Raw genomic sequence first — 25,060 nt, 5'->3', positions numbered from 1 at the left:
CTCTAGCTACATGTTATGCCCGAACACAAAATTTCTGACAGTCTCGATCTGACTTTGAAAAGCCGGCACGGCGGCGAAGTTTGCCATCCTGGAACTGGTCCTTGCCAGGTAGAATGTCCGCTCCGGCTGCTTTGAGAGCGGTCATATTATCCTGCAAGGCTTTGGTGGCTTCGTCCTTTTGCTGGAACGTGTTTCCTACCAGAAATTTGGCGTTACCCACTTCGCCAATCTGGAATTTATAACCAGCCTCTCGCAGTGCCTTGATCTGTTTTCCGAGCCGGGAAGAGGCTTCGCTTTCCCTGGCGTACACATGAAAACTGCCAATCAGGGCAGGGTTGCCTTCGCCATTGGCGGCCTTTAATTGATCGGCAAACTTGACCAGGCCGCTTTGCGGGCCAGCAGTCAGGCCACCTCCCCAGTTGCTGTCCTCGACAACAATAGTTCCTTTATAGCCGGAATTGCGCGCGGCTTTAATTAATGTGGTCTGCATGTCAGCCCAGTCCTGACTGGCGCTTTTGCCGCCCTGATTGAAAGTGTCCAGTACGAAACTGGTACGACTGCCAAACTTTTTGATCACATTACTGATGTCGGCCGAGGCCTGCTTCAACTTTTCTCCGGTCAGCACGTTTCCGCCACCCTGGTTCGCATTGTCGCGAAAGGTGAACTGAACTTTCACACCCTGTTTGTCTCCTTCGCTAAGCAATGCCCTGAGCTTATCCATCTGCCTGGCGTTCTTGATCTGATCATGCGTCATCTGGAAGCGTAAGGTCCCGCCTCCAATCGTTTTCAGGTCCTGAATCATCTTCGTGGCAGCAGCAGGTGTGGCGATGTCATCAGGATTGGCGTTGGCTCCCCCGCGCGAGACGGTCTGGGCAGCTTTGGCTGCCTCTGAAGAAGCGGCCTTTTCTGCTTCCTTGGCTTTTTTTTCTGCGTCCGAAAGGGCCGTGCTGTCCTTCACCGCGGCCACTTCGCTGCCAACAGCCTTTGTGTCGTTCTGGCTGACAAGCGCTTTTTGACTGGCAAGCAGAGCCGTGTCTGACGAGGAATCTTCGCTCTCCAGTGACCGGGTATTTCGGCTGAGCATCATTCTTGTATAAGCAGGGGACGCTTCCGGTGTCTCGGCGGAGCGGCTGTCGGAGGCCGTATAGGTGTCGAGTTTCGCCTGCTTTTCAGGGTTCGCCTCAGTAACGCCAGCGTCCACGGCCCGCGTGGTTCTGTATGCCGTTGCAGGCTTTTCACTGGTGGCCGTGAGGGGGTCATAGGACCTGGCGGTATGGATGTTCATCGAATGTCTCTGTGGGCTCTTTGCGAAAAGTGGCTGCGCTCGGTGAAACAGAAAAATGAGTCGCCAGGGAAGCGATAACGTATTGAATGACAGTGTTCATCTTGATGATTGGTGACGTTTCGATGACGCTTTTATTAGTGTTTCGCTTTTTTTTGTTCTTTTTGGATGGTTTTTTGGCGAAATTGTACTTTAGTGTATCTGAATTGTATCTGGCGGCGAGGAGGTTTTCCTACATAGAGCGTGTAGGGCAACAAAAAGCCTGATGACTGATTTTTTAGCTTTTTCTTAGAGGGTGGCGGTCATCGACGCTCAACAAGGGTTTGCTATCTGGATCGTCGTTTTAAAATAGCCACGCGAACGTTGGCATGCTTTGCTGTCATGGTTTTGTTGGTCTTGGGATTGGGTATTTTCAGCCTGGCACAGTTGTCCAGTATTCGTGCCAAAGGCCTTGAGATCGAAAACGACTCATTGCCCGGAATTGCCTTGGGCGACGCCATTGCTCTGGCGTTTTCAAACACACGCTACGACGTAATGAAAATGTTATCCGCTCGCAGTGCCGATCAACTGGTTCAGGCGCGCGATGAATTAATGCAGCGCGAATCAGTGTTCGCAAAAGCCATAGATGCGTACCAGCCTTTCATCGATTCACCGGGCGAGCGGGAGTTGATTGAGGGCGTGGGCAAGACGTTTAAAGACTACGCGCGCCATGCCGAACAGGTTCACGCACTGATCACGGTAGGCCAGGAGGACGCAGGCCGTCTGCTGGCCTGGACCTCAGAAACACGCTGAGCCATGTCGGGCAGGCGGCGGGACAATTGTTCACGGCGACCGAAGAACTGAACATATTGATGCGCGATAACAACGCTGACCTGCGTGTACAGAATAGCGAAATAGAGATGTCTGCCGCTGCGGTGACCGAGATGAGCCAGGCGGTACAGGAAGTCACGCGTAATGCTGTTTCCACTTCAGAAGAGTCAAAGGCGTCTGCTCGTGCTGCGCAAGAAGGGCAGGGTGCACGTACAACAAGGCACCCAGGACACCGTAGCGGCATTGTCGCTAAGCCGCGAGCAGGCGCATCGCACCAAAGCGCAGGCAGAACTGGCCAACGCAGCGTTGGCCTCTATCGCCAACTCGGTGATGATCATTGATGATCGCAACCTGGTAATCGCCAGCGCCTGCGAAGAGCAAGCGCAAGTCGCCCGCGAGGTCGACAACAACCTGGTGCGCATTCGGGACCTGGCGGCCCAGTCGGCAGCTCGCGCGGACAAGACCACCAGCGCAAGTCAGCTACTCGCAGAGCTTGCCAACGGCCTGAACGAAAGGTTGAGGCATTTTCAGTTGTAGCAGGCCAGAGCCTCGGCGCAGGCGCAGTGTCGTTAAGTTGCAGGACTCGTCACCCAAACACCCGAATCGGCGACCCCGCATGCCAGGCCTGAATGTCTTCGATCATCTGCCCATAAAAGGTCCGGTAGTTGTTTTCGGTGACGTATCCGATATGCGGTGTTGCCAACACGTTGTCCAGCGTGCGGAACGGGTGATCGGCGGGCAGCGGTTCGATGTCGAACACGTCCAGCGCGGCGCCGGCGATGTGGCGTTGTTGCAGGGCTTTGATGAGCGCAGCCTGATCGATGATTGGGCCGCGGGACGAGTTGATCAGGTAGGCGCTCGGTTTCATCCAGCCCAGTGCCTCCGCGTCCACCAGGCCACGGCTGCGGTCGCTGAGTACCAGGTGCACCGAGAGCACGTCCGCCTGTTCGAACAGTTGCTGTTTGCTGACGTACGTGACGCCCGATTCGGCAGCGGCTTCGGGTGTTAGATTCTGGCTCCAGGCAATGACCTGCATGCCGAACGCCTGACCGTAGCGGGCAATCCATTTGCCGATACTGCCCAGCCCGAGAATGCCCAGGGTCTTGCCGTGCAGGTCGCTGCCCAGCCCGACCTGCCAGTTGCCTGCACGCAAAGAGTTGGCCTCGGCCACCAGATTGCGGGTGATGCCCATGATCAGCGCCCAGGTCAGTTCCGGTGCCGCGTGTTTATAGCTTTCTGTTCCGCACACCACAATGCCATGGCGCTTGGCCGCAGGGATATCAATCGCCGCATTGCGCATGCCGCCTGTGACCAGCAATTTGAGCGCAGGCAGTTGGCTGAGCAGCGCCTCATCGAACAGGGTTCGTTCACGCATCAGGCAAATGATGTCGAAGCCTTGCAGCCGTTGCACCATGGTTGCGGTGTCGGCCGGGAAGTCGTGCAGAAAGCTGATGTCGCCCGCGGAGTCGAGCACCGACCAGTCCACCACATCGCTGGCTATGTTTTGCCAATCATCGAGCACTGCGATTTTCAACGGGGTCATTGTCTGAAGGCCTCTTGACGGGGTTGTATGAAACCGAGCACTAATTGAACAGGCTGGCAGCGATATTAATCGAAAATCCCAGAATCGCGGTGTTGAACACAAAGCAGATCAACGACTGACCAAGCACAACCTTGCGCATTTCGCGGGTCGCGACGCCGACATCGGAGGTCTGTACCGCAACGCTGAGGGTGAACGAAAAGTACAGAAAGTCCCAGTAGTCAGGGTGCTTTTCTCCGCCGACAAACGCCAGCGCGGGCTCCTTGCCTTTCCAGGTATAGAACATGCGTGCGTAATGCAGGCTGAAGATCACCCCGATCATCAGCCAGGAACCGATGACGGTAAGACCGGTAAAGGCGTGATGGAGCATTTTGGCGTCGCTGGACAGGCCCTTGCTGCTCGCGACTTCGAAGATGATCGCCGCCAGACTCGCCAGTGCCGCCACGCAGACCGTTACCAGAATGACGCCCGCGTTTTCGTCTTCCATCATCGCGACTCGGCGGACATCGTCGGCATTGCTGCGCAGTGTGCGAACGAAAATAAGGATCAGATACAGCCATACCCCTGTGTCCCAGCCGGTCAGCAGGCTCTGCGTGAGTGTTGCGTGGGGGATCAGCCAGGCCCAGGCATGAGGCCAACCAAAGCTGCGAGCGTCAGGCGAGGGCGGGTGCGGGCAAGATGGCTCATGCGGTCTAGTCGTTACAGGAGATTACGAGACAGTAGCATGCCCATTTTGCATGCCAAGCCGGATTTGAAAAAAACGGCGCGCAAGGGGGTTGCGCGCCGTGTGCCAGCCAGATTGTCAGCAGGCGGCGAGTGGTTTTTTAAGCTGGTTCAACGCATCAGGCAAGGCTGCTTGTTGTTGAATTTCCAGTCCGGGATCAGAAACTGCATGGCCACTGCGTCATTGCGTGCGCCCAGGCCCATGCCTTTGTAGAGTTCGTGAGCCTTGGCCAGCTGGTCCATGTCCAGCTCGACGCCCAGCCCCGCCTGCTTGGGCACGTCGACCTTGCCGCCGATAATCTGCAACGGGGCCTTGGTCAGGCGCTGGCCGTCCTGCCAGATCCAGTGGGTATCAATCGCCGTGATGTTGCCCGGCGCCGCAGCGGCAACGTGGGTGAACATTGCCAGAGAAATATCGAAATGGTTGTTGGAATGCGAGCCCCAGGTCAGACCCCACTCGTTGCACATCTGCGCCACACGTACCGAGCCCTGCATGGTCCAGAAGTGCGGATCAGCCAGTGGAATGTCCACCGATTGCAATTGAATGGCATGGCCCATTTCCCGCCAGTCGGTGGCGATCATGTTGGTGGCAGTCTTCAGCCCGGTGGCGCGCCGGAACTCGGCCATGACTTCGCGACCGGAATAACCGTTTTCCGCGCCGCACGGGTCTTCGGCATACGCCAGCACGTGATGCTGATCGCGGCACAGGCGGATGGCTTCCTTGAGCGACCAGGCTCCGTTGGGGTCAAGGGTAATACGCGCATCGGGAAAACGCTCAGCCAGCGCCGTGACAGCTTCGATCTCTGCGTCACCGCTCAGTACGCCGCCCTTGAGCTTGAAGTCCTGAAAGCCGTAACGCTGGTGCGCAGCTTCAGCCAGACGGACCACCGCCTGCGGAGTCAGCGCTTCTTCATGACGAATGCGGAACCAGTCATTATCGGCGTCGGGCTCGCTGCGGTAGGCCAGGTCGGTTTTGCGCTGGTCGCCGACATAAAACAGGTAGCCGAGCATCTCGACCTGATCACGTTGCTGACCTTCGCCCAGCAATGCAGCAACCGGTACGTCCAGGTGCTGACCAAGCAGGTCGAGCAGGGCGGCTTCCAGCGCGGTGACAGCGTGAATGGCAATGCGCAGGTCGAAGGTCTGCAGGCCGCGGCCGCCCGAATCGCGATCGGCGAAGGCTTTGCGTGCCTCATTGAGGATCTTCTGGTAAGTGCCGATGCTGCTGCCGACCACCAGCGAGCGTGCGTCTTCCAGCGTCTGGCGGATCAACTCGCCACCCGGCACTTCGCCGACGCCAATATGCCCGGCATTGTCCTTGAGTATCACGATATTGCGGGTGAAGTAAGGGCCATGCGCGCCGCTGAGGTTGAGCAGCATGTCGTCATGGCCAGCCACTGGCACTACCTGCATCTCGGTAATGACAGGGGCCTTGCTGGTGATGTTGGCTTGTTGAATGTTCATAGCTGATCCCGTAAAAAAATATGGCCTGTAATGGCGTCGCTTCGAACCTGCATCAATGCGTGGCCGGGGTATGGATGGCGGCTACCGGAGTCGCGCCTGGCTTGGGCGTATTGCGCGCAGCGAAGACGATGATCGCGGCAATGATCGATGTGACCGTCAGGCCATACAGCCCGCCCTGGATCGAGCCGGTGTGCTCTTCCAGCAAGCCGAAAGTGGTCGGCGCCACGAAGCCACCCAGGTTGCCCACCGAGTTGATCAGCGCAATGACCGCTGCGGCGATACGTGCATCCAGATACGCTTGCGGGATGGGCCAGAACAGCGACGAAGCCGACTTGAAACCCAGTGCTGCAAAGCAGATGGCAACGAAGGCGAAGATCGGGCTGCCAGTGGTGGACATGAACATCCCGGCAGCGGCAATCAGCAGCGCAATGGCTACCCACGCCTGCTGACGTTTCCACTTGGTGGACAGCGTGGCGAAAGCGTACATGCCGATGATCGACAGCAGCCATGGAATGGAGTTGAACATGCCGACTTCAAAGTCAGTCAGGCTGCCCATTTTGCGGATGATGCTCGGTAGCCAGAAGGTCGCTGCGTAGATGGTCAACTGAATGAAGAAGTAGATCAGGCAGAACAGAATGATCTGGCTGTCCTTGAGCAACTTGCCGATGGAGGCTTTGACTGGCGTCGCCGCTTCGCGGGCAGCCTGTTCGGCATCGATGGCGCTGACCAGCGCGTCCTGTTCTTCGCGGGTCAGCCATTTGGCGTCGTGCGGTTTGGAGTCCAGCCAGAACCAGACGAAGAAGCACAGGCCCACCGAGAACATGCCTTCGATGAAATACATCCACTGCCAGCCTTTCATTCCGAAACCGGTGATCTGCAACAGCAGGCCTGATAACGGTCCCGAAATCAGCGAAGCGATGGCCGAGCCGCTGAGGAAAATGGCAATTGCCTTGCCGCGCTCAACCCCGGGCAACCAGCGGGTGAAGTAGTAGATCACGCCTGGAAAGAAGCCTGCCTCGGCCACACCCAGCAGAAAACGCAGGATGTAGAAGTGGGTTTCGTTCTGGATGAAGGCCATGCAGGCAGCAACGATGCCCCAAGTGAGCATGATCCGCGTCAACCAGATACGTGCGCCGACTTTCTGCAGCAGGATGTTGGAAGGGACTTCGAAGAGGGCATAACCGATGAAGAACAGTCCGGCACCCAGGCCATAGGCAGCAGCACCGATACCCAGGTCATGCTCCATGTGCGAACGCACAAAGCCGATGTTCACCCGGTCGATGTAGTTGACGATAAACATGATGACGAAAAGCGGCAGGACGTGACGTTTGACCTTCGATACGGCTGAACTCAGAACCGAATCAGTGCCGTCGGCCATCCTGGAATTGGATGTGCTCACAGTTGAATCTCCCACTCGTTGTTTTTATGCGGGTATGTGCGAAGTGTGTCCTTCGCATTGTCGGTCATCATACAAGTAAAAAAGGCTTGTGCAATCCCCTGATGCTGATGATTTGGACGATTGGGAAAGTTTTTCTGGATGCAGGTACATGCGCAGGGCGCGTCAGTATGATGATGTTAATTTAATATTTTTACCCATTGATTGCTGGGTATCGGCCTTTTTTATGAGCCGGGTATGACCTATTCACGGGCCGTTTCTTTCAAGCTGTGCTGTTGAAAAAAACGCTTCGAGGTAAATCAAGAGCTTTGACAGCGACAGATAGCTTGTAATACAAGTAAGACAACTGCGCAGGCCGATGCCACCGGCCTTTTTGCGCACTCAACCTCACATTCGCGCTGTCATGAACGTGATACGGCAGCCCGACCAGACAAGTCAGGATTCATTCGCCATGCAAGAGCCTGTCAGCGCAGCGCCCAAACGTCGTCAGCACAGCCTGGCCACCGATCTGGTCACCGAACTGAGCCAGCGTATTTTGCTGGGCAAAATCGCACCCGGTCAGAAGCTGCCTTCCGAAAACCAGATCGTTCGTGAGCACGGCGTCAGTCGCACTGTCGTGCGCGAGGCCATTTCCAAGTTGCAGGCGTCAGGGCTGGTGGTGACCCACCACGGTATCGGTACGTTTGTGCTGGAGCGCAGTGACCAGACCGGCCTGCGTCTGAAGGTTGAAACCGTTTCACGGGTGCGCGATATCATCGAACTGCGTATTGGCATGGAAACCCAGGCCGTCGCGCTGGCGGCTGTGCGCCGCACCGATGAGCAACTGGCGGCCATGCGTCAGGCACTGGATGATTATCAGGACCTGCTGGCCAATGACGACAGTTGTGTGGAGGCCGACAAACGCTTTCACATGCTCATCGCCGAAGCCACCGGTAACCCGTATTTCATGGAAATCATGCAGCACCTGGGCAGCGCGATCATTCCGCGTAGCCGCATTGCGTCAAGCGAGCGGGCGGGCAATAACCTCGCGCATCAAGGCTATCTGGCCAACCTTGAACACGAAGCACTGCTCAGCGCTATTCGCCGCAAGGACCCGGATGCAGCGCGTGCGGCGATGTGGACGCACCTGAGCAACAGCCGTGAGCGACTGGTGCCGCTGGAGTAAGAGCCTTTGAGTTTTACTGTGTTGCATTCAGCACGCCGAGCATCACTTGGGTTTGCCACTCGAAATACGGGTTGAAGGTCAGGCGTGCGTGGATCTTGCCCGGTTCGGTATAGCCCCAGTCCGAATACCACACCGGCTCGCCCGCCATGCATTTCGCGGTGTCCGGTGTGCTCTGGCCGTTCCAGCAGATGCGCTGGCTACCGGATACGCCATAAAGCGGGTTATCCGCTGAAAAAAGCAGGCCCATGTGGGAAAAGCGGCTGATGCGGTATTCCGGCAGGTAGTCCTTGCGCACCTCGACGCGCGGCGTATTGGCAGCGCGGGCGGGCAGGTCGCCGTACCAGATCAGGCGACTGGCGGGGTTACTGAAGCGCTGGCTGAAATTGTCCAGCACGTAATCAGTGTCGAGTACCGAGTCGTGCTCGGCGATGGCGATGAACACCGGCTTGTCATAGCGACGTTGATGCAGGCGGTCCTGAACCAGCGCGCTGCTGCGATAGAACTGGGCGAAACCGTTGGTGGGCATGTTCATGTAACGAACCGGCGTCTGCATCGGGCGCAGGCCGTCGTTGGGGGCGGCAAGCCACGGCCTGGCCCAGCCGATCCACGGGGTCAGCCAGGCATAGCCGCTGTTGGAACGAAATGCCGGCGAGAACAACACCAGCCCGGCAATTTCTTCGTGGTCATAGGCGTAATCGAGCACCAGATTGGCCCCGGTTGAAAAGCCCCCCAGATAGACTTTCGGCACCTCGCGGCTTAGCTGTTGCGTCTGCTCTCGCACCACCTGCTGCCACTGCTCCAGACGCACTTCGAGCATGTCTTCGGGCCTAGTGCCATGCCCCGGCAGCAGCACAGTCCTGACCAGATAGCCCTGATCGGCGAGTTTCTGTGCCACGTCATTGAATGACCACGCTGAGTCACCCAGCCCGTGCACCAGCAGAACGCAGCCTTTAGGCGTTCCAGTCGGGGTCCATTGGCGCGGCGCGTTCCAGCCCAGTTCGGCCTCATGGTCGGCGGTCTGGAAGTTGCGTTGCTTGCGGATCAGTTCAATGGTTTGTTGACGGTAGTCTTCAAAACGCTGCGTCGGTGCTTCGCTTTCCGCCATTGAGGTGCAGGCTTGCAGGGTCAATAGCGAGAGCAGACTGGCGAGTCGGGATTTGATCAAAAGGGGCCTGTGCACGTGTGTGGAAATTCAAAAGGTCGACGCGGGCACTCTGCCATGTACGTCGCGCCGGTGACCACTTTCAGGCACACTCGGGCGTTCTATAACTTCAACAAAATGTATCCATATGCCTAACCATTGCAAGCCTTGCCACGCGTCTGGAGCTTTTCATGTTCGCCCTTGATCGGGCGCTGGCCCAGGACATCGTCGACCGGGCCATGGCCATTCTGCCCTACAACGTCAATGTCATGGACTACCTGGGTATCATCATCGGCAGTGGCGACCCCGAGCGCTTGTGTACCCGTCATGAGGGCGCGCAGCGGGTGCTGGCCAACCGGCAGGTGGTGGAAATTGATTCGCAGGCGGCGTTGCAGCTCGGTGGCGTCAAGCCGGGGGTCAATCTGCCGCTGATGCTTGACCATCAATTGGTCGGCGTGCTCGGCATCACCGGCGAGCCCGACGAGGTCCGGGTGTACGGCGAGCTGGTGAAGATGACCGCCGAGATGCTTATGGAACACCGTCGTCAGCAGGCTGACCTGCAATGGCGGGCACAGCGCAGCGAAGACCTGCTGGCTTGGCACGCGTTACGCCGACAGCTGGTGCGTGCTGCGCGAGCCCACCTTGTTGTACTGGTGCCGCGCCACTGGCAAGGAACGTGACGATGCGCTGCTGCTCAAGCAGTTCGATGAGCACCGCTGGCCGGTGCTGCGCATGGCCACCGTGGCTCAGTCTGCTGACCTGCCTGCCTTGCGTCATGCCTGTGCGGCGGCGCGGGATCTGCTCGATTACGCCAGTCAGGCTCTGCCGGGGCAACGCTTGCTGCGTCTTGAGGCGTACCGTTTGCCGGTGCTGTTCTGGCGCTACCGCCACGACTGGCTGGCTGAAGACGTCGCCGAGCCGATTGGCCGTTTGCATAACCACGTACAACTGCTTGACACCCTGTGCAAATGGTTCGAGTACAGCGGCGAAAGCCAGGCCTGCGCCGAAGCCCTGGGCATCCATCGCAACAGCCTGCGTTACCGGCTGGAGAAGATCGGCGAGCTGACCGGCTGCGATCCTTACAAGACCAATGACCTGCTGCGTCTGTATCTGGGCACGCAGATGATCACTCGTCACGACTGAACACGGTTTTTGTTCAAATGCCCGATAACGGTTGCCGATCGTTGTGCGAAGGGCTGGCGGCAAACCCGGTGGCGGATGAGAGCATGCGAGCATCGGATATGGAGAACAACAATGAAAATAGTCATCGCCCCCGACTCGTTCAAGGACAGCCTCAGTGCACAGGCCGTTGCCGACGCCATCGCCAGTGGTCTGGCCGAGGTCTGGCCGCATGCCCAACTGATCAAATGCCCGATGGCAGATGGCGGGGAGGGCACCATCGAAGCGTTGCTGGCAGCCTGCAATGGTGAACTGATGAGCGCCCGGGTCAGCGGACCGCTGGGCGATCCGGTCCAGGCTCATTGGGGCTGGCTGGCCGAGAGCAGAACGGCAATCATCGAAATGGCCATGGCCAGTGGCTTGCAATTACTGACGCTGGCACAGCGCGATGCCTGTGTGACCAGCACAGCAGGTACGGGCCAGTTGATCTCGGCGGCACTGGATGCGGGTGCCCGTCGCGTGATTCTGGCCATCGGTGGCAGCGCAACCAACGACGGCGGCAGCGGCATGCTCTCGGCATTGGGCGCACGCTTTCTCGATGCCGACGATCAGCCCTTGCCACCGGGCGGTCTCGCGCTTGCCGATCTGGCCCGTATCGACCTGAGCGGCTTTGATCCGCGCTTGTCTGACGTGTGCGTCGAGATTGCCGCCGACGTCGATAATCCTCTGTGTGGACCGAATGGCGCCTCGCATATCTTCGGCCCGCAAAAAGGCGCATCGCCCGAGCAGGTTGTGGCGCTGGATGCCGCACTTGGGTGTTTCGCCGACCATTCGGCGCGGATCCTCGGTCTGGACCAGCGCAACAGCCCTGGCAGCGGCGCGGCAGGCGGAATGGGCTTTGCTGCCAAGGCGTATCTGAATGCCTCGTTTCGCGCAGGCGTTGAGGTGGTTGCCGAGCTGACCGGGCTGGAGCAGGCGTTGACCGGGGCCGACCTGGTTATCACCGGCGAAGGCCGTTTTGATGCGCAGACCTTGCGCGGCAAGACGCCGCTTGGCGTCGCACGAGTCGCGCAACGCCAGCAAGTGCCAGTGATCGTGCTGGCTGGAACGCTGGGCGAAGGTTACGAACAGCTTTACCCGCACGGCATTGGCGCGGCCTTCGCGCTGGCCAGCGGGCCGATGAGCCTTGAGCAGGACTGTCGCGATGCCAGTCGCCTGCTGCACGACCGCGCGCGTGACCTGGCGCGGCTCTGGCAAATGGCGGCAGGACGCTGAAGGCTGCCCTTCGGGCAGCGCCTTGCACAGGCTCGGTCCAGTTGGCCGATCGGCATTTTGAGTAAAAAACCTGATTATCACCAGCAATCCTAAAGAATTGTCGGACAAGGACGATACGCTCTCGGTTGTCTGACAACTTGGCGTCAGATACTGCCCTCCAAATACAAAAGAGCACTGGTCATGAATCTACGCACACTCACAATCGCTCGTCGTGCCGGTCTGGGTTTTACCCTGATTTCCCTGTTGGTGGCTTTACTTGGCTGGTTCGCGCTGGTACAGATGTCGACCATTCGCCAGAGCGAAGTGGCAGTGGAGACCAATTGGCTGCCCAGCATGCGAGTGGTCAACGATATCCGGGAAATCATGCTGCGTATCCGGACCATCTCCTTGCGCATGGCGCTGGACACCGACCCTGCAAGCATTCCGACCTATCGCGGGCAGCTCGACGTACGTCTGGGTGATCTGGACAAGAAGCTGGGCATTCTCAAGACGTTCGTCGACACCCCTGAAGAGAAGACCCTGACTGACCAGTTCATGGTCACCATGGGTCAATACCGCAGCGCGCTGGATCGCTCTTTTGTTCTCGCCGGGCAGGGCGACAGCACCGGTCTGAACAAGCTGCTGCTGGTCGATATGAAGCAGATCGTCGATGGCTCCGGCAAACAGCTCAATGATCTGGCTGATTTCTATGTCACCAAGGTGGATGCCGAAGGCAAGTCGGCCGAAGCCCAGTACGACAAATCGCGTGACATCGTCATTGTCTTTGTCGTTATCGCCGCATTGTGCACCATCGGTCTGGCGCTCTGGCTGACCCGCAGTATCGTGGGGCCGTTGCAACGTGCCGTCACTGCTGCCGAGCAGGTTGCCAACGGCGACCTGACCCATACCATCGAGGTCGACGGCGAAGACGAAGTCACCCGACTGCTGCGTGCGCTGGCAATGATGCAGGTCAATCTGCGTGAAGCCATGCGCCACATCGGCAGCTCGGCTACCCAGCTGGCGTCGGCGGCCACCGAGCTAAACTCGGTCACCGAGGACAGCTATCGCGGATTGAACCAGCAGAATGCAGAGATCGATCAGGCCGCCACGGCGATCAACGAAATGACCTCGGCGGTAGAAGAAGTCGCGCGTAACGCCGTGTCCACGTCGGACGCCTCCACCCAGTCCAGTACCTCGGCACTGGCAGGCCAGACGCGGGTGATCGAGACGGTGCAGTCGATCCAGACACTGACCGACAACGTGCAGGCCACCTCGACACTGGTGCAGAACCTTGCCAATCAGTCTCAGGATATCGGCAAGGTGCTGGACGTGATCCGCTCGATTGCCGAACAGACCAACCTGCTGGCGCTCAACGCGGCCATCGAGGCGGCGCGCGCGGGCGAGTCGGGCCGTGGTTTCGCGGTAGTGGCGGATGAAGTCCGTGCGTTGGCGCATCGCACCCAGCAGTCGACGCTGGAAATCGACTCGATGGTCAATGCCATGCGCAGCGTTTCTGCGCAGGCGCTCGACTCGATGAACACCAGCCGCGACGACCGGGCCGATTCGACGTTGGCGCTGGCCAAGGGCGCGGGCGAGTCGTTGAGTGAGATCACATCGTCGATCAATCAGATTTCCGAGCGTAATCTGGTGATTGCCAGCGCTGCGGAAGAACAGGCGCAAGTGTCGCGTGAAGTCGACCGCAACATCGTCAACATTCGCGATCTGTCCATGCAGTCGTCTCAGGGTGCCAACCAGATCAGTGCGTCGAGTCATGAATTGTCGCGTCTTGCTGCTGACCTGAATCAGGTGGTCTCACGCTTCAAGGTGTAAAACCCTACATTGATACAGGTTGTGTCCGCTTGCCGACGATCGACCGGACGCGCATTATGCCCTCGGTCGAAATGACCTCCGGTACAGTCTGGGCACAACCTTATCGAAGGGGGCGGCATCGCGTCATGGATAATAATAATCACACCTTCAGCAGTTGGCTGCGCTCGCCAGCCCATCATCAATGGCTGGCACTGGAAGGCAACCGTCTGTTGACCTTCGCCAAGGCTTCCCGACTCGACAACGGTTTTGGCAGTCTGGATGACTACGGCCGTCTGATGGTCGGCGCCACGGCCGAAACCATGAATACCGCACGTATGACCCACTGTTTTGCCATGGCCCATGCGCAAGGCATACCCGGCTGTGCCGCACTGGTCGATCATGGCATCGCCGCATTGCGTGGCCCGTTGCGCGATGCCGAACACGATGGCTGGTTCAGTGCCGCGCTCGAAGACGGCGGCAAAACCGACAAACAGGCGTATCTGCACGCTTTCGTCGCACTGGCGGCCAGTTCTGCCGTGGTGGCGGGGCGGCCTGGCGCGCAAGCATTGCTTTCCGAGGCCATCCAGATCATCCAGACCCGTTTCTGGAGCGAGCAGGAAGGTGCCATGCGTGAGTCGTTTGCGCAGGACTGGAGCAACGAAGAGGCCTATCGCGGCGCCAACAGCAACATGCACAGCACCGAAGCCTTCCTCGCGCTGGCCGACGTGACCGGCGATGCTCAATGGCTCGACCGGGCGTTGAGCATTGTCGAGCGGGTGATCCATCAACATGCCGGGGCCAACAATTTTCAGGTCATCGAGCACTTCACACAAAACTGGCAACCGCTGCCCGATTACAACCGCGAAAACCCGGCTGATGGCTTCCGGCCGTTCGGCACCACGCCGGGGCATGCCTTCGAGTGGGCACGGCTGGTGCTGCATCTGGAGGCCGCGCGTCGCCACGCCGGGCGTTCAAATCCGGAATGGTTACTGGATGACGCCCGCCAGCTGTTTGCCAATGCCTGCCGCTACGGCTGGGATGTCGACGGTGCGCCGGGTATCGTCTACACCCTTGACTGGCAGAACCAGCCAGTGGTCCGTCATCGCCTGCACTGGACCCACTGCGAAGCGGCCGCTGCTGCTGCAGCGTTGCTGCAACGTACCGGCGAGCAACAGTACGAAGATTGGTATCGCCGTTTCTGGGAATTCAACGAGACCCTGTTCATCGATCATGAGCATGGCAGCTGGCGCCATGAGCTGAACCAGCGCAACGAACCAAGTGCTGATATCTGGCCGGGCAAGCCGGACCTTTATCACGCCTATCAAGCGACGCTGTTGCCGGTGTTGCCGCTGGCACCCAGCCTGGCCAGTGCTCTGGCGGGGCATGAGTGAACGGCTGAGCCTGGCATCGGCAATCAGAGCGCAGGGATGCGTTTGTCGCTCAGGCGAATAATCTGCCGGGCCAGGAAGCTGCCGGTCAGGATCACGCCGAACAGGCGCAGGGTCTGCATGGCCAGCACGAAGCCGACATCGGCATGAGTATCGATGGCAATAATGGCCATGGTGTCCAGGCCGCCCGGGCTGGTTGCCAGGTACACTGAGAGGTAATCCTTGCCCATCATCGCTGCAATCAGCCAGGCCGACAGGGCGCACAGAACGATCAGCAGCAGTGAGGCCAGAATCATCATCGGCAGTCGTCGCCACACGTATTGCACTGTCGGCCGGTCGAAACGCAGCCCTACATAACAGCCGATAGCACCATAGCCAATTGGCAGCAGCCAGTCAGGAATGCTGATCTGCATGACGCCGCTCAGTTGCAGCGCGCCGCCCAGCATCAACGGCACCAGTAAGGCACCCGCTGGCAGGCGCGAGCCCAGTGCTACGCCCGTTACGATCACTGCCAGACTCAGGGCGAGGTCGATCAGGTTCAGGCTATGTAAGGCGGCTGCGGTGCTGTGCAGGTCAGCCCCGGAATCCGGTGCGCCGATGAAATGGCTGACCAGCGCGCCGATGGTGACCACGCAGACCACGCGCACATATTGCATGGTGGCAACGACTCGCGAGTCTGCGCCGTAATCCTCGGACATGGCGACCATCGCCGAAGCCGCGCCGGGCGACGTGCCCCAGGCGGCAGTGTTACTCGGGATTCCGCCAAAGCGCACCAGTACCAGACCCACCGCCGCGCTCAGCACCACAGTCAGGATCGTGGCCAGGAGCATGACGTGCCAGGACTGTAGCGCCGTGAGCAATACGCTGACTGACATGGCATGCGCAATCAGCACACCAACGGTGCCCTGGCCGAGTTGAAACGCCCGCTTGGGCATGCGGATGGTGGCGCCCGACACGCCAAAGCCGATAGCAACCAGCATGGGGCCGAGGAACATCGCAGCAGGCATATTGAACAGTTTGAGCAGTTGACCGGCAGCACCGGCCATCAGGATCAGGCCCGTCCATTGAGTCGACGGGGCAAGGGTGGAAAGTGAAAAGCGTGAAGCGTGTGACAAGGACGTTCTCCTTGAATCGGGTGGATCACATGCAAACAGTATCGACTTGGCAACCGATCAAGTCTATTTTCTAATAATCATGAATTGATAACTTTGGTTGATAGATATGGACCTGCGCGATCTCACTTATTTTGAAACCATTGCCGAACTGGGCCACCTCGGGCGAGCCGCGGAAAAGCTCAATCGCAGTCAGCCCGCGCTGACAAAAAGCATTCAGCGGCTGGAGGAATCATTCGGAACGCGGCTGTTTCAGCGTGACGGCCGACGCATCAAACTGACCCCGGTGGGTGAGCTGTTGCAGGCACGCGGCAAGGAACTGCAGCAGAGCATTGCCCAGACCCAGCGGGAAGTAAGGGATTTCGCCAGTGGCATGGTGGGCAACATTCGCGTCGGCTGCGCCGCGACGATGGCGGAATACCTGATGCCGAAACTGACCTCGGCCCTGTTACAGCGTACGCCGGATGTCACTTTCAAGCTGGTGATAGGCCAGGATGACCTGTTGCGTGAGTCGCTGCGTTCAGGGCAGCTGGACATGATCATCTGCGCACTGGCACCCGACAGCGAAGACGTCACCAGCTTCGCCATACTCAGGGACGAAGCCGTGGTGGTCGCCAGCAAACACCACCCGATCTTCAAGACCTCATTGAAGATGAGTGACCTCTGCGCGTATCGCTGGGTACTTCCGCCAGTCAGCGTTTCATCACGCAAGTGGCTGGACGCGACCTTTGCTGCCAACGGCCTGCCGCTGCCGACAGTGCAGATCGAGGCGAACTCGATCTCCCTGTTGCCAGGCTTGATTGCTCAAAGCAACCTGCTGAGCTTCATCGCCCGCGAGTCGCTGGAGTTTGGCAAGACCATGCAACACCTGCGTGAAGTGCCACTGGAACAGACCACGCTCAAACGCACCATCGGCGTGACCCTGCGCAAGGGCGGCTACCTGTCGCCAGCGGCAGAGGGCATGTTGCAGATGCTGCGTGACAACGGCGGGGACTTTCTGGGTTGGGGGTGAGCGCGTGCGTTCAGCTACTCGCCGGGCATGACCTTTAAGCCATTCAGGTACCTTGCCAGTGCCTCGGCACCCAGCTCCACTGTAGAGCTGGTACCCGCCCAGCTACAGGCGAGCATCAGGTTGCGGGGCAAGTCGAAGTCCTCAACCATAAAGCCGTCGCGATCAAACCCGTGTTCATCATGAGAAACCAGTTCGCGCAACGAGGTCACCGGCTCGAAGTACGCCCAAACGGGCTTGTTCAATGCCACCGCCATACCGACTTCAAATGCGCTGCCCGAATCCGGCTCCAGACCGCGAAACACATTCAGGTTGACCAGCACGGCAGCGCAGCGGTGAATCATTGCGACATTCATCGAGTAAATCTGCTGCGCAGTTTCGTGCGGCGTGCGCCCGAGCGTCACTTCATTGTCGAAGGGGTACAAACCTTCAAGCCCGTGTGCCGAGCATAACGCCTTGAGGTAGCGTCCGTACTCGACGGCGTCTGGCCGGAACACGTCGAAGCCTGCGAGATAAACCAGTGGCGTTTGCATATCCGACTCTTGGCTACAGAGGTTATCCCACTGATTCTAAGGCCGACTGTCTGGCCGCGATACGTGCCATTGATCGGCCGACCGGCGCTCAGCAGGTATTTGAGCTGGAATCTGTACGGGTAACCAGTATTCTTGTCCAGTCTGATCATTTTCATGTGAACGCTGGCCTTGAATACTGCTCCTCTCGACAATCCGTTCTATTACCTGGAAAACTTCCGGCAGGTCCTTGCCTGGATTGCCCTGCGCTACGACGACCTGCTCGACGCAGCCGAGCGCCGTTTCATCAGCGAGTTTGCCGAGGCGCCCGTGCGTGCCCAGGGTCTGCTGGTACGCATGGTGATGCGCAAGGGCGTATTGTTTCGGGCCAGCAAACTGAGTTACGTCGAAATCGGCGACCCTCTTGAGGCAGTGCAGCCGCTGCTGGATCGCGGCTGGGTCGTCACCAGCCCGCCACTGGGTTTGAGCGAACTGTTCCAGTTGCTGCGCCGCGACGAGCTGACCCAGTGCTTCAAAGCCCATGCAGTCAAGGGGCCAGAGCGCAAGCAGGCATGGCTGGAGCGCTTGCAGCCGTTGTATGAAGCGCCACAGGCACTTGAGCAATGGCACCCGACGTTGTCTGACGCCGTGTTCGGCCTGAACATCATGCCGCTCTGTGACCGCCTGCGATTGTTGTACTTCGGCAATCTGTATCAGGAGTGGTCGGAGTTCGTGCTGGCTGATCTGGGTATCTACCGCTACGAAAAGGTCGAATTTTCGGTGCAGTCGCGCGTCATCAATCAGCGCGCCGACATCGATGTGTGCCTGCAATTGCATGCCTGTCGAGAAGCGCTGGAAGCCTGCATCGATCTGCATGCGCTGGCCGAACAGGTCATCGCGGTCCAGTGCGGCAATGCGTGGTTGCATATGCGCCGCGCCAAACTGTTGTTTCGCATCGGGCAACAGGCCGAGCGCCTGCAGGACTGGCCTCTGGCGATGGCGGTGTACCGTCAGTCCAGCTACCCCGGCGCGCGTTCGCGGCAGATCCGGGTGCTGGAACGCAACGCCGAATACGCAGCCGCCATGACGCTTGTGCAGCAGGCGCGGAGTGCCCCGGAAAGTGATGCCGAGGTTCAGCATTTGTCGCGCGTGTTGCCACGACTGCAACGCAAGCTCGGCCTGACGGTCGAGCGCAGGCGCGCGGCGCGTATCGTCTCGCGGCTGGACGTGCAGGTTGCGCCATTGGCGGGGGTGAGTGTCGAACGTCTGATACGCCAGCACCTTGAACAAGAGCAGGGTGGGGAAGTGCATTACGTCGAGAATGCGCTGATCAATTCCCTGTTTGGTCTGCTGTGCTGGAAGGCCATTTTCGCGCCCTTGCCTGGCGCATTCTTTCACCCGTTTCACAGTGCACCCAGCGATCTGTACAGCCCGGATTTCTATCAAAACAGGGTGGCATTGTTCGATGCCTGCCTGATGCAACTGGAGTCAGGTGAATATCTGACGACCATTCGCGAGCATTTTCAAAGCAAATTCGGCCTGCAATCACCCTTCGTATTCTGGGCTGCATTGACGCCGCAGCTATTGGAGCAGGCACTGTATTGCCTGCCCGCTGAGCACCTGCGTCACTGGTTTCGTCGTCTGTTGCAGGATGTAAAAGCCAACCGGACCGGAATGCCGGACTTGATCCAGTTCTTCCCGGAGCAGCGGCGTTATCGAATGATAGAGGTCAAAGGACCAGGGGATCGTCTCCAGGACAACCAACTGCGCTGGCTGGATTTCTGCGCCGAGCATGGTATGCCGGTGGAGGTGTGTTATGTGCAGTGGGCAACTGAACATGCTGCCGACGTCATTGAAGAGCTGGCCTGCCATCAAGGCGCTTTGTGTTCATCCTGACTGTCTTGGTGATTGGCGTCATGCGGTTGTTTCGAGTCATGAGGCTTGTCAGCCGCACTGCCGTTCTTTCCGGGCAGCGGGTCCATGCCTTTGGTGCCGGGGCTTGTGCCTGGCGCGCCGGGACTGGTTCCGTCCACGTTCTTTTCCGTTCCGGTGCCGGGTACTTTCGGACCGTCGCCTACCGGGTTCGTCGGGCCTGTAGAGCCTGCGAATGCGCTTGCGCACGAGAGCGCCAGCAGTGCTGCAAGGCCTAATGCCCCCAATCTATTCCTGATCATGCTGCAACCTCCGTGAGTGCAATGGGGTAGAACGGTGTTACGGGATCTGCCACTGACCCGCGAGCAAAACATGTTGTCCTGCCCGCGTCAGAAGCATAATTACTGAGTCTTGGTTTTTTCAGTAACGTTGCTCTTGTCGTGCGTGCCATGTGCACCCTTGTCATGATTCATCGACTTTTCGGCAGCCGCTTTTTTGCTGTCTGTTTGCGCGCCAGGAGTTTCGGAAGAGGTGCGGTCCATCGGCTGGGTGTTAGTGCCCGGCAGCTTGGTCGCATTCTTGTTGATTGGCGTTTCAGAGCTGGTCGTCGATTCAGCAAAGGCTGCACCCGAAGCGACGGCTATCAGGCCTGCCAGGGTGAGGGCAGTCAGTTTGGTCTTGATCATGATGCTTACTCCGTTGTTTTAAAGTAGTTCTTTAACGTACGTATATTGGTCATTGGCCAGTGGCCATAGGTGCCCTTTAACCCGACGAACAGTAGCTGTGTGCCACGCGCGCGCACTTGATACCGACTCTTTGATTCGGCGGTTTCAAACCTTTCGCGTTCGTCTGATTACATAGGCTTGATCAGCGTGTTTGGAACAGTTTTAAGTTGATTTAGCTATAACGTGACCGTCTGGTCATCCCCAACGATTCTTAAAATCATACTTTCTTACATTTTTATAACGCAGATGGCGTTTGGCTATCTATCTAAGGGTGGCAAAAAGCTATTTTGCGCTGTGGGGCATGATTTCGCCGTAAACATTGGGCTCTACAGGGTTTTTCAGCGTCGGCAGCGTAGGAAATCGCCTACAAAAAAGTTCCCTCACCGACACGATTCGTTGGATTGTCATGAAACAGCAACATTTCAGGTTTTAAATCCGCCTCGGGCCTCCTTAACTGGGCCACCACACAATCTCCTGGACTGAGGTATTACCGTGATACTGCTGACTAAAAAACGCTTGTCGCTTCTGATCGCTTCGCTGTGCCTCAGCGGTGTGGCCCATGCGACTGATGTCACAGGTGCTGGTTCGAGTTTCGTCTACCCGGTTATTTCAGCGTGGTCCCAGGACTACAGCAAAACCAAGGATAACCGTATCAACTATCAGTCCATCGGTTCGGGCGGCGGTATTGCCCAGATCAAGGCAGCGACTGTTGACTTCGGTGCATCCGACGCCCCTATGTCCGCTGAGGACCTGCAGGCTGGCGGCCTGGGTCAGTTCCCAAGCGTCATCGGCGGTATCGTGCCGATCGTCAACGTCGAAGGCGTTGAAAGTGGCGAGCTGAAGCTGGACGGCCCAACTATCGCCAAGATCTTCATGGGCGACATCAAGAAGTGGAACGACCCGGCAATCACTGCCCTGAACTCGGGCGTGAAGCTGCCTGATACTGCGATCACCGTTGTTCACCGCTCGGACGGTTCGGGTACCACTTACAACTTCACCAACTACCTGAGCAAAGTCAGCCCGGAGTGGAACGAGAAGCTGAAGTTCGGTTCGACCGTGCAGTGGCCAGCCGGTGTGGGCGGCAAGGGTAACGAAGGTGTTTCTGCCTACGTGAAACAGATCAAGGGTTCGATCGGTTACGTTGAGTACTCCTACGCGACGACCAACAAGTTGTCTTACACCCAGTTGAAAAACGCTGCCGGCAAATTCATCAAGCCAGACGCCAAGGCTTTTGCTGCCGCTGCTGACACTGCCGACTGGGCGAGCGCCAAAGACTTCAACCTGATCATGACCAACGCGCCGGGTGAGGCTGCATGGCCGATCACCGCGACCACCTGGATCATCATGTACAAGAAAGCCAAGAACGAAGAGAAAAGCGCAGCCGCTTTCGACTTCTTCAAATGGTCCCTGGAAAACGGCCAGAAACAGGACGAGAAGCTGGAATACTTAGCATTGCCGAAATCGCTGGTTGAACGCGTGGAAAGCTACTGGAAAACGGAATTCACCAAGTAAGTGATTCAACCCGTACCACCCCTGTCATCAGCCGCGATATAGGCTCGGTGACAGGGGCTTTTCCTTGCGAGTGGCCTCAACATGACTGAAAACCCCCAATACCTGTCCGCTAACGTCTCCGCTGGTGAGTCCGAGGGCGAGAAGCGCGCCAAACGGGATCATCGTCATGACCTGTGGTTCAAGCGTTCATTGCAGGCCGCAGCAATGCTGGTGCTTGCTTTGCTGGGTTGTATTGCCTTGTCGACCCTGTGGGGCGGCAGTCTGGCATTCCAGACTTTCGGGTTTGGCTTTCTGACCAGCACCGAGTGGGACGTGAACGCCGGCAAGTTCGGCGCGCTGGTTCCGATCTACGGCACCCTGGTTACCTCTTTTCTGGCTTTGCTGATCGCCGTCTCGGTGAGTTTCGGCATTGCAATCTTTCTGACCGAAGTAGCTCCGCCTTGGCTGCGCATGCCGATTGCCTCGGCCATCGAGCTGCTGGCAGGTATCCCGTCGATCATCTACGGCATGTGGGGGCTGTTTGTCTTTGGCCCGTTCATGGCTGAACACCTGTCACCCTGGATCACCGAAAACCTCGGCGCACTGCCGCTGATCGGTCCGATGTTTCAAGGCCCGCCGCTGGGTATCGGCATGCTGACCGCCGGTATCGTGCTGGCGATCATGATCACGCCGTTCATTACCTCGGTCATGCAGGAAGTCTTCCGCACTGTACCCGTAGCCCTCAAAGAGTCGGCCTACGCACTGGGTGGCACCACCTGGGAAGTGGTCTGGGACATCGTGCTGCCTTACACCCGTTCGGCAGTGGTCGGCGGTGTGTTCCTCGGCTTGGGACGCGCGCTGGGTGAAACCATGGCGGTCACCTTTGTACTGGGCAACGCCCATCAGTTCTCTGCATCGCTGATGATGCCGAGCAGTTCCATTGCTTCGGTGATCGCCAACGAGTTCAACGAAGCCTATACCGACTTGCACCGTTCGGCACTGATCGCCCTTGGCTTCCTGTTGTTTGTGGTCACCTTCATCGTGCTGGCCCTTGCACGTCTGATGCTGTCGCGCCTTTCGCGTAAGGAGGGGTTATGAGTAAGGATGTGACAGGCAGCGAGAGCCTGTATCGGGTTCGCAGCATCAAGAACAAGATTGCGATGGTGCTCAGCTGTGGTGCCACTGCCTTCGGCCTGCTGTGGCTGGTGTGGATTCTGCTGACCACTATCATCAAGGGTATCGACGCGCTAAACCTGCAGTTGTTCACCGGCATGACCCCGCCACCTGGCACCGAGGGTGGCCTGGCCAACGCGTTCTACGGCAGCGTGCTGATGTCCGGCATAGGCCTGTTGATCGGTACACCAATCGGCTTGATGGCCGGTATCTGGCTGGCCGAGTTTGCTCGCTACACCAAGCTGGGTAACGCAGTACGCTTTATTAACGACATCCTGCTGTCGGCACCTTCCATCGTGCTCGGCCTGTTCGTTTACACCGTTGTGGTACTGCCGCTCAACGCAGTGACAGGCCACCAAGTGGGCTTTTCGGCGATTGCCGGTGCGCTGGCTCTGGCATTGCTGGTGATCCCGGTGGTGGTGCGTACCACTGACGAAATGATGCAACTGCAACCCTCGACCATGCGTGAAGCCGCACTGGCGCTGGGTGTGCCGCAATGGAAGCTGACTCTGCAAATCGTCTTGCGCGCTGCCAAGGCGGGTGTGGTTACCGGCGTATTGCTGGCATTGGCACGTATCACCGGCGAAACCGCGCCGCTGCTGTTCACCGCTTTCGGCAACCAGTTCTGGAGCAGCGATCTGCTCAAACCAATCGCCAGTGTTCCAGTGGTGGTTTTCCAGTACGCCATGAGCCCGTTCGATGACTGGCACTCTCTGGCATGGGCCGGTGCGCTGGTCATGACGTTGTTCGTACTGATACTGAGTCTGCTGTCTCGCTTAATTCTTCTGCGCAATAGGGCGTCCTGATGAACAACCTTTCCCTGGCCAACGAAAAGACCAAGATCCAAGTGCGCGGTCTGGAGTTTTTCTACAACAACCAGAAGTCGTTGAAGTCCATCGACATGACCATCCCCGAGAAGCGCATCACTGCGATCATCGGCCCGTCGGGTTGCGGTAAATCGACCCTGCTGCGCGTTTTCAACCGTATCTACGCGATGTACCCGAAACAGGAAGCGCGCGGCGAAGTGCTGCTCAATGGCGAAAACATCCTGGCGCCTGGCTACTCGATGAACCGCCTGCGCAGTCATGTGGGCATGGTGTTCCAGAAGCCGGTGCCGTTCCCGATGTCGATCTACGACAACATTTCCTATGCCATCAAGCACCACGAAAAGCTGTCGCGTCGGGAAATGGAAGATCGCGTCGAGCAGGCACTGCGTGGTGCGGCGTTGTGGGATGAGGTCAAGGACAAGATCAAGCAGAGCGCAACCGGTCTGTCCGGTGGTCAGCAGCAGCGTCTGTGCATCGCCCGCACCATCGCGCTGCGCCCTCAGGTGTTGCTGCTCGATGAGCCCACCTCGGCACTTGACCCGATTTCGACCGGGCGTATCGAACAGCTGATCACTGAACTCAAGGAGCAGTTCACCGTGATCATCGTGACCCACAACATGCAGCAGGCGGCGCGTTGCTCCGACTACACCGCCTTCATGTTCATGGGTGAACTGATCGAGCACGGCGACACCGACACCATCTTCACCAAACCTTCCAAGACCCAGACCGAAGACTACATTACCGGTCGTTTCGGCTGATCAGCCGGCCAGGGCGGGCGCTTCCTGGCGCTCGCCCATGAATTCCTCGACCCTGCTGCGCAGCCAACGCTCGGCAGGGTCGCTGTCCATCACACTCAGCCACGTCATCGACAGGTCCAGCCCCGGCGTGGGGAAGGGCAACGGCTCGTCATACAGCAAACCCAATGCGCTCATGGCCTTGGCCGCGTAGTCGGACAGGCCCGAAATCATGTCGGTGCCAGCCATCAGTGCGGGCAGGGTGGCGAACTGCGGCACTGACAACACGACCTGACGCTTGCGACCCAGTGCGGTCAGCCACTCATCGGCAAAGCTGCTGATGCTGGCCACGTGCGACACCACCACATGAGGTCGTGAACAATATTCGTCGATGCTCATCGGGCCGCGTGGTTTGTCGGCGCGTACCAGCCGTGGCTGCACGTTGCGCAGCGTCCAGCGTTTTGCCGCCGTCGGGCTGGCATGATGAAACGTCTGCTTACGGTTCTGCAGGTAGGAA

General features: G+C 58.5%; 19 protein-coding genes and 5 pseudogenes. 13 read left to right on the top strand and 11 right to left on the bottom strand.

The features are described 5' to 3' along the window. Positions 1-13: 13 nt before the first annotated feature. Positions 14-1,285 (bottom strand): cellulase family glycosylhydrolase, encoded by a 1,272-nt coding sequence (locus AO277_RS06400; protein ID WP_044317948.1) that lies wholly within the window; start codon positions 1,283-1,285, stop codon positions 14-16. A 327-nt stretch (positions 1,286-1,612) separates the two neighbouring features. Here AO277_RS06400 and AO277_RS06395 point away from each other — a divergent pair. Further along, positions 1,613-2,629: pseudogene (locus tag AO277_RS06395) on the top strand (MCP four helix bundle domain-containing protein). 49 nt (positions 2,630-2,678) lie between these two features. Here the strand turns inward: AO277_RS06395 and AO277_RS06390 are convergent. The 4 genes and pseudogenes from AO277_RS06390 to AO277_RS06375 all read right to left on the bottom strand — a co-directional run bounded on the left by AO277_RS06390 (position 2,679) and on the right by AO277_RS06375 (position 7,197). After that, positions 2,679-3,635 carry a D-2-hydroxyacid dehydrogenase family protein gene (locus AO277_RS06390; RefSeq protein WP_044317947.1) on the bottom strand — a complete coding sequence of 319 codons (957 nt, stop codon included), beginning with the start codon at positions 3,633-3,635 and terminating at the stop codon, positions 2,679-2,681. Positions 3,636-3,675: 40 nt separating this feature from the next. Beyond that, positions 3,676-4,319, bottom strand: a pseudogene (locus AO277_RS06385) (DUF1345 domain-containing protein). Positions 4,320-4,466: 147 nt separating this feature from the next. Continuing rightward, positions 4,467-5,819, bottom strand: coding sequence for a glucarate dehydratase (gene gudD / locus AO277_RS06380; RefSeq protein ID WP_044317946.1), 1,353 nt, complete (start codon positions 5,817-5,819; stop codon positions 4,467-4,469). A 52-nt stretch (positions 5,820-5,871) separates the two neighbouring features. After that, the gene (locus AO277_RS06375; RefSeq protein WP_044317945.1) at positions 5,872-7,197 is read right to left on the bottom strand and encodes an MFS transporter; all 1,326 of its coding nucleotides are present in this window, start codon (positions 7,195-7,197) and stop codon (positions 5,872-5,874) included. A 469-nt stretch (positions 7,198-7,666) separates the two neighbouring features. On the opposite strand from AO277_RS06375, the gene AO277_RS06370 reads away from it, so the two are divergent. Then, on the top strand, positions 7,667-8,380 hold the full coding sequence (locus tag AO277_RS06370) for a FadR/GntR family transcriptional regulator (RefSeq protein WP_044317944.1): 714 nt from the start codon (positions 7,667-7,669) through the stop codon (positions 8,378-8,380). Between the two features lie 13 nt (positions 8,381-8,393). On the opposite strand, the gene AO277_RS06365 is transcribed toward AO277_RS06370, so the two are convergent. Next, on the bottom strand, positions 8,394-9,485 hold the full coding sequence (locus tag AO277_RS06365) for an alpha/beta hydrolase (RefSeq protein ID WP_044317943.1): 1,092 nt from the start codon (positions 9,483-9,485) through the stop codon (positions 8,394-8,396). A 227-nt stretch (positions 9,486-9,712) separates the two neighbouring features. On the opposite strand from AO277_RS06365, the pseudogene AO277_RS06360 reads away from it, so the two are divergent. The 5 genes and pseudogenes from AO277_RS06360 to AO277_RS06345 all read left to right on the top strand — a co-directional run bounded on the left by AO277_RS06360 (position 9,713) and on the right by AO277_RS06345 (position 15,094). Beyond that, a pseudogene (locus AO277_RS06360) lies at positions 9,713-10,664 on the top strand (sugar diacid recognition domain-containing protein). A gap of 111 nt (positions 10,665-10,775) precedes the next feature. Then, complete coding sequence (locus AO277_RS06355; RefSeq protein WP_044317942.1) at positions 10,776-11,915, top strand: glycerate kinase; 1,140 nt, start codon at positions 10,776-10,778, stop codon at positions 11,913-11,915. A 180-nt stretch (positions 11,916-12,095) separates the two neighbouring features. Continuing rightward, positions 12,096-12,866 (top strand): annotated as a pseudogene (locus tag AO277_RS29620) (MCP four helix bundle domain-containing protein); the annotation flags it as partial. Next, a complete protein-coding gene (locus tag AO277_RS29615) occupies positions 12,855-13,724 on the top strand; it encodes a methyl-accepting chemotaxis protein (RefSeq protein WP_371411869.1) in 870 nt (289 codons plus the stop codon). The pseudogene AO277_RS29620 and the gene AO277_RS29615, both read left to right, overlap by 12 nt. 125 nt (positions 13,725-13,849) lie before the next feature. After that, positions 13,850-15,094: a D-mannose isomerase gene (locus tag AO277_RS06345; protein WP_002553927.1), complete on the top strand. Its 1,245-nt coding sequence runs from the start codon at positions 13,850-13,852 to the stop codon at positions 15,092-15,094. Between the two features lie 23 nt (positions 15,095-15,117). Here the strand turns inward: AO277_RS06345 and AO277_RS06340 are convergent, their stop codons facing one another. Further along, on the bottom strand, positions 15,118-16,206 hold the full coding sequence (locus AO277_RS06340) for an AbrB family transcriptional regulator (RefSeq protein WP_044317940.1): 1,089 nt from the start codon (positions 16,204-16,206) through the stop codon (positions 15,118-15,120). 106 nt (positions 16,207-16,312) lie between these two features. On the opposite strand from AO277_RS06340, the gene AO277_RS06335 reads away from it, so the two are divergent. Beyond that, the gene (locus AO277_RS06335; RefSeq protein ID WP_002553925.1) at positions 16,313-17,215 is read left to right on the top strand and encodes a LysR family transcriptional regulator; all 903 of its coding nucleotides are present in this window, start codon (positions 16,313-16,315) and stop codon (positions 17,213-17,215) included. Between the two features lie 14 nt (positions 17,216-17,229). Here AO277_RS06335 and AO277_RS06330 read toward each other — a convergent pair whose 3' ends face one another. Beyond that, positions 17,230-17,745 carry a nucleoside 2-deoxyribosyltransferase gene (locus AO277_RS06330; RefSeq protein ID WP_044317939.1) on the bottom strand — a complete coding sequence of 172 codons (516 nt, stop codon included), beginning with the start codon at positions 17,743-17,745 and terminating at the stop codon, positions 17,230-17,232. A gap of 168 nt (positions 17,746-17,913) precedes the next feature. Here AO277_RS06330 and AO277_RS06325 point away from each other — a divergent pair, with 168 nt between their 5' ends. Further along, positions 17,914-19,617, top strand: coding sequence for a VRR-NUC domain-containing protein (locus AO277_RS06325; RefSeq protein WP_044317938.1), 1,704 nt, complete (start codon positions 17,914-17,916; stop codon positions 19,615-19,617). Here the strand turns inward: AO277_RS06325 and AO277_RS06320 are convergent. Next, the gene (locus AO277_RS06320; RefSeq protein WP_031594938.1) at positions 19,593-19,895 is read right to left on the bottom strand and encodes a hypothetical protein; all 303 of its coding nucleotides are present in this window, start codon (positions 19,893-19,895) and stop codon (positions 19,593-19,595) included. The two genes, AO277_RS06325 and AO277_RS06320, sit on opposite strands and share 25 nt — an antisense overlap. A 99-nt stretch (positions 19,896-19,994) precedes the next feature. Continuing rightward, a complete protein-coding gene (locus AO277_RS06315) occupies positions 19,995-20,279 on the bottom strand; it encodes a hypothetical protein (RefSeq protein WP_044317937.1) in 285 nt (94 codons plus the stop codon). Between the two features lie 531 nt (positions 20,280-20,810). On the opposite strand from AO277_RS06315, the gene pstS reads away from it, so the two are divergent. The 4 genes from pstS (at position 20,811) to pstB (ending at position 24,567) form a co-directional block, all read left to right on the top strand. Continuing rightward, positions 20,811-21,830, top strand: a complete 1,020-nt coding sequence (gene pstS, locus AO277_RS06310; protein ID WP_044317936.1) for a phosphate ABC transporter substrate-binding protein PstS — start codon at positions 20,811-20,813, stop codon at positions 21,828-21,830. Between the two features lie 81 nt (positions 21,831-21,911). Then, the gene (pstC, locus tag AO277_RS06305; protein WP_044317935.1) at positions 21,912-22,907 is read left to right on the top strand and encodes a phosphate ABC transporter permease subunit PstC; all 996 of its coding nucleotides are present in this window, start codon (positions 21,912-21,914) and stop codon (positions 22,905-22,907) included. Continuing rightward, positions 22,904-23,788, top strand: coding sequence for a phosphate ABC transporter permease PstA (pstA, locus tag AO277_RS06300; protein ID WP_002553919.1), 885 nt, complete (start codon positions 22,904-22,906; stop codon positions 23,786-23,788). The genes pstC and pstA overlap by 4 nt, the downstream gene beginning before the upstream one ends. After that, positions 23,788-24,567: a phosphate ABC transporter ATP-binding protein PstB gene (gene pstB / locus AO277_RS06295; RefSeq protein ID WP_044317934.1), complete on the top strand. Its 780-nt coding sequence runs from the start codon at positions 23,788-23,790 to the stop codon at positions 24,565-24,567. Before pstA ends, pstB begins: the two co-directional genes overlap by 1 nt. On the opposite strand, the pseudogene AO277_RS06290 reads toward pstB, so the two are convergent. Then, positions 24,568-25,017, bottom strand: a pseudogene (locus AO277_RS06290) (LysR substrate-binding domain-containing protein); the annotation flags it as partial. Positions 25,018-25,060: the final 43 nt, after the last annotated feature.

The sequence above is a fragment of the Pseudomonas amygdali genome (assembly GCF_002699855.1).
Classification (GTDB): Bacteria; Pseudomonadota; Gammaproteobacteria; order Pseudomonadales; family Pseudomonadaceae; genus Aquipseudomonas; species Aquipseudomonas amygdali.
Note: the sequence above shows the minus strand (reverse complement) of the source record. Positions and strands in the feature narration are given on the sequence as shown.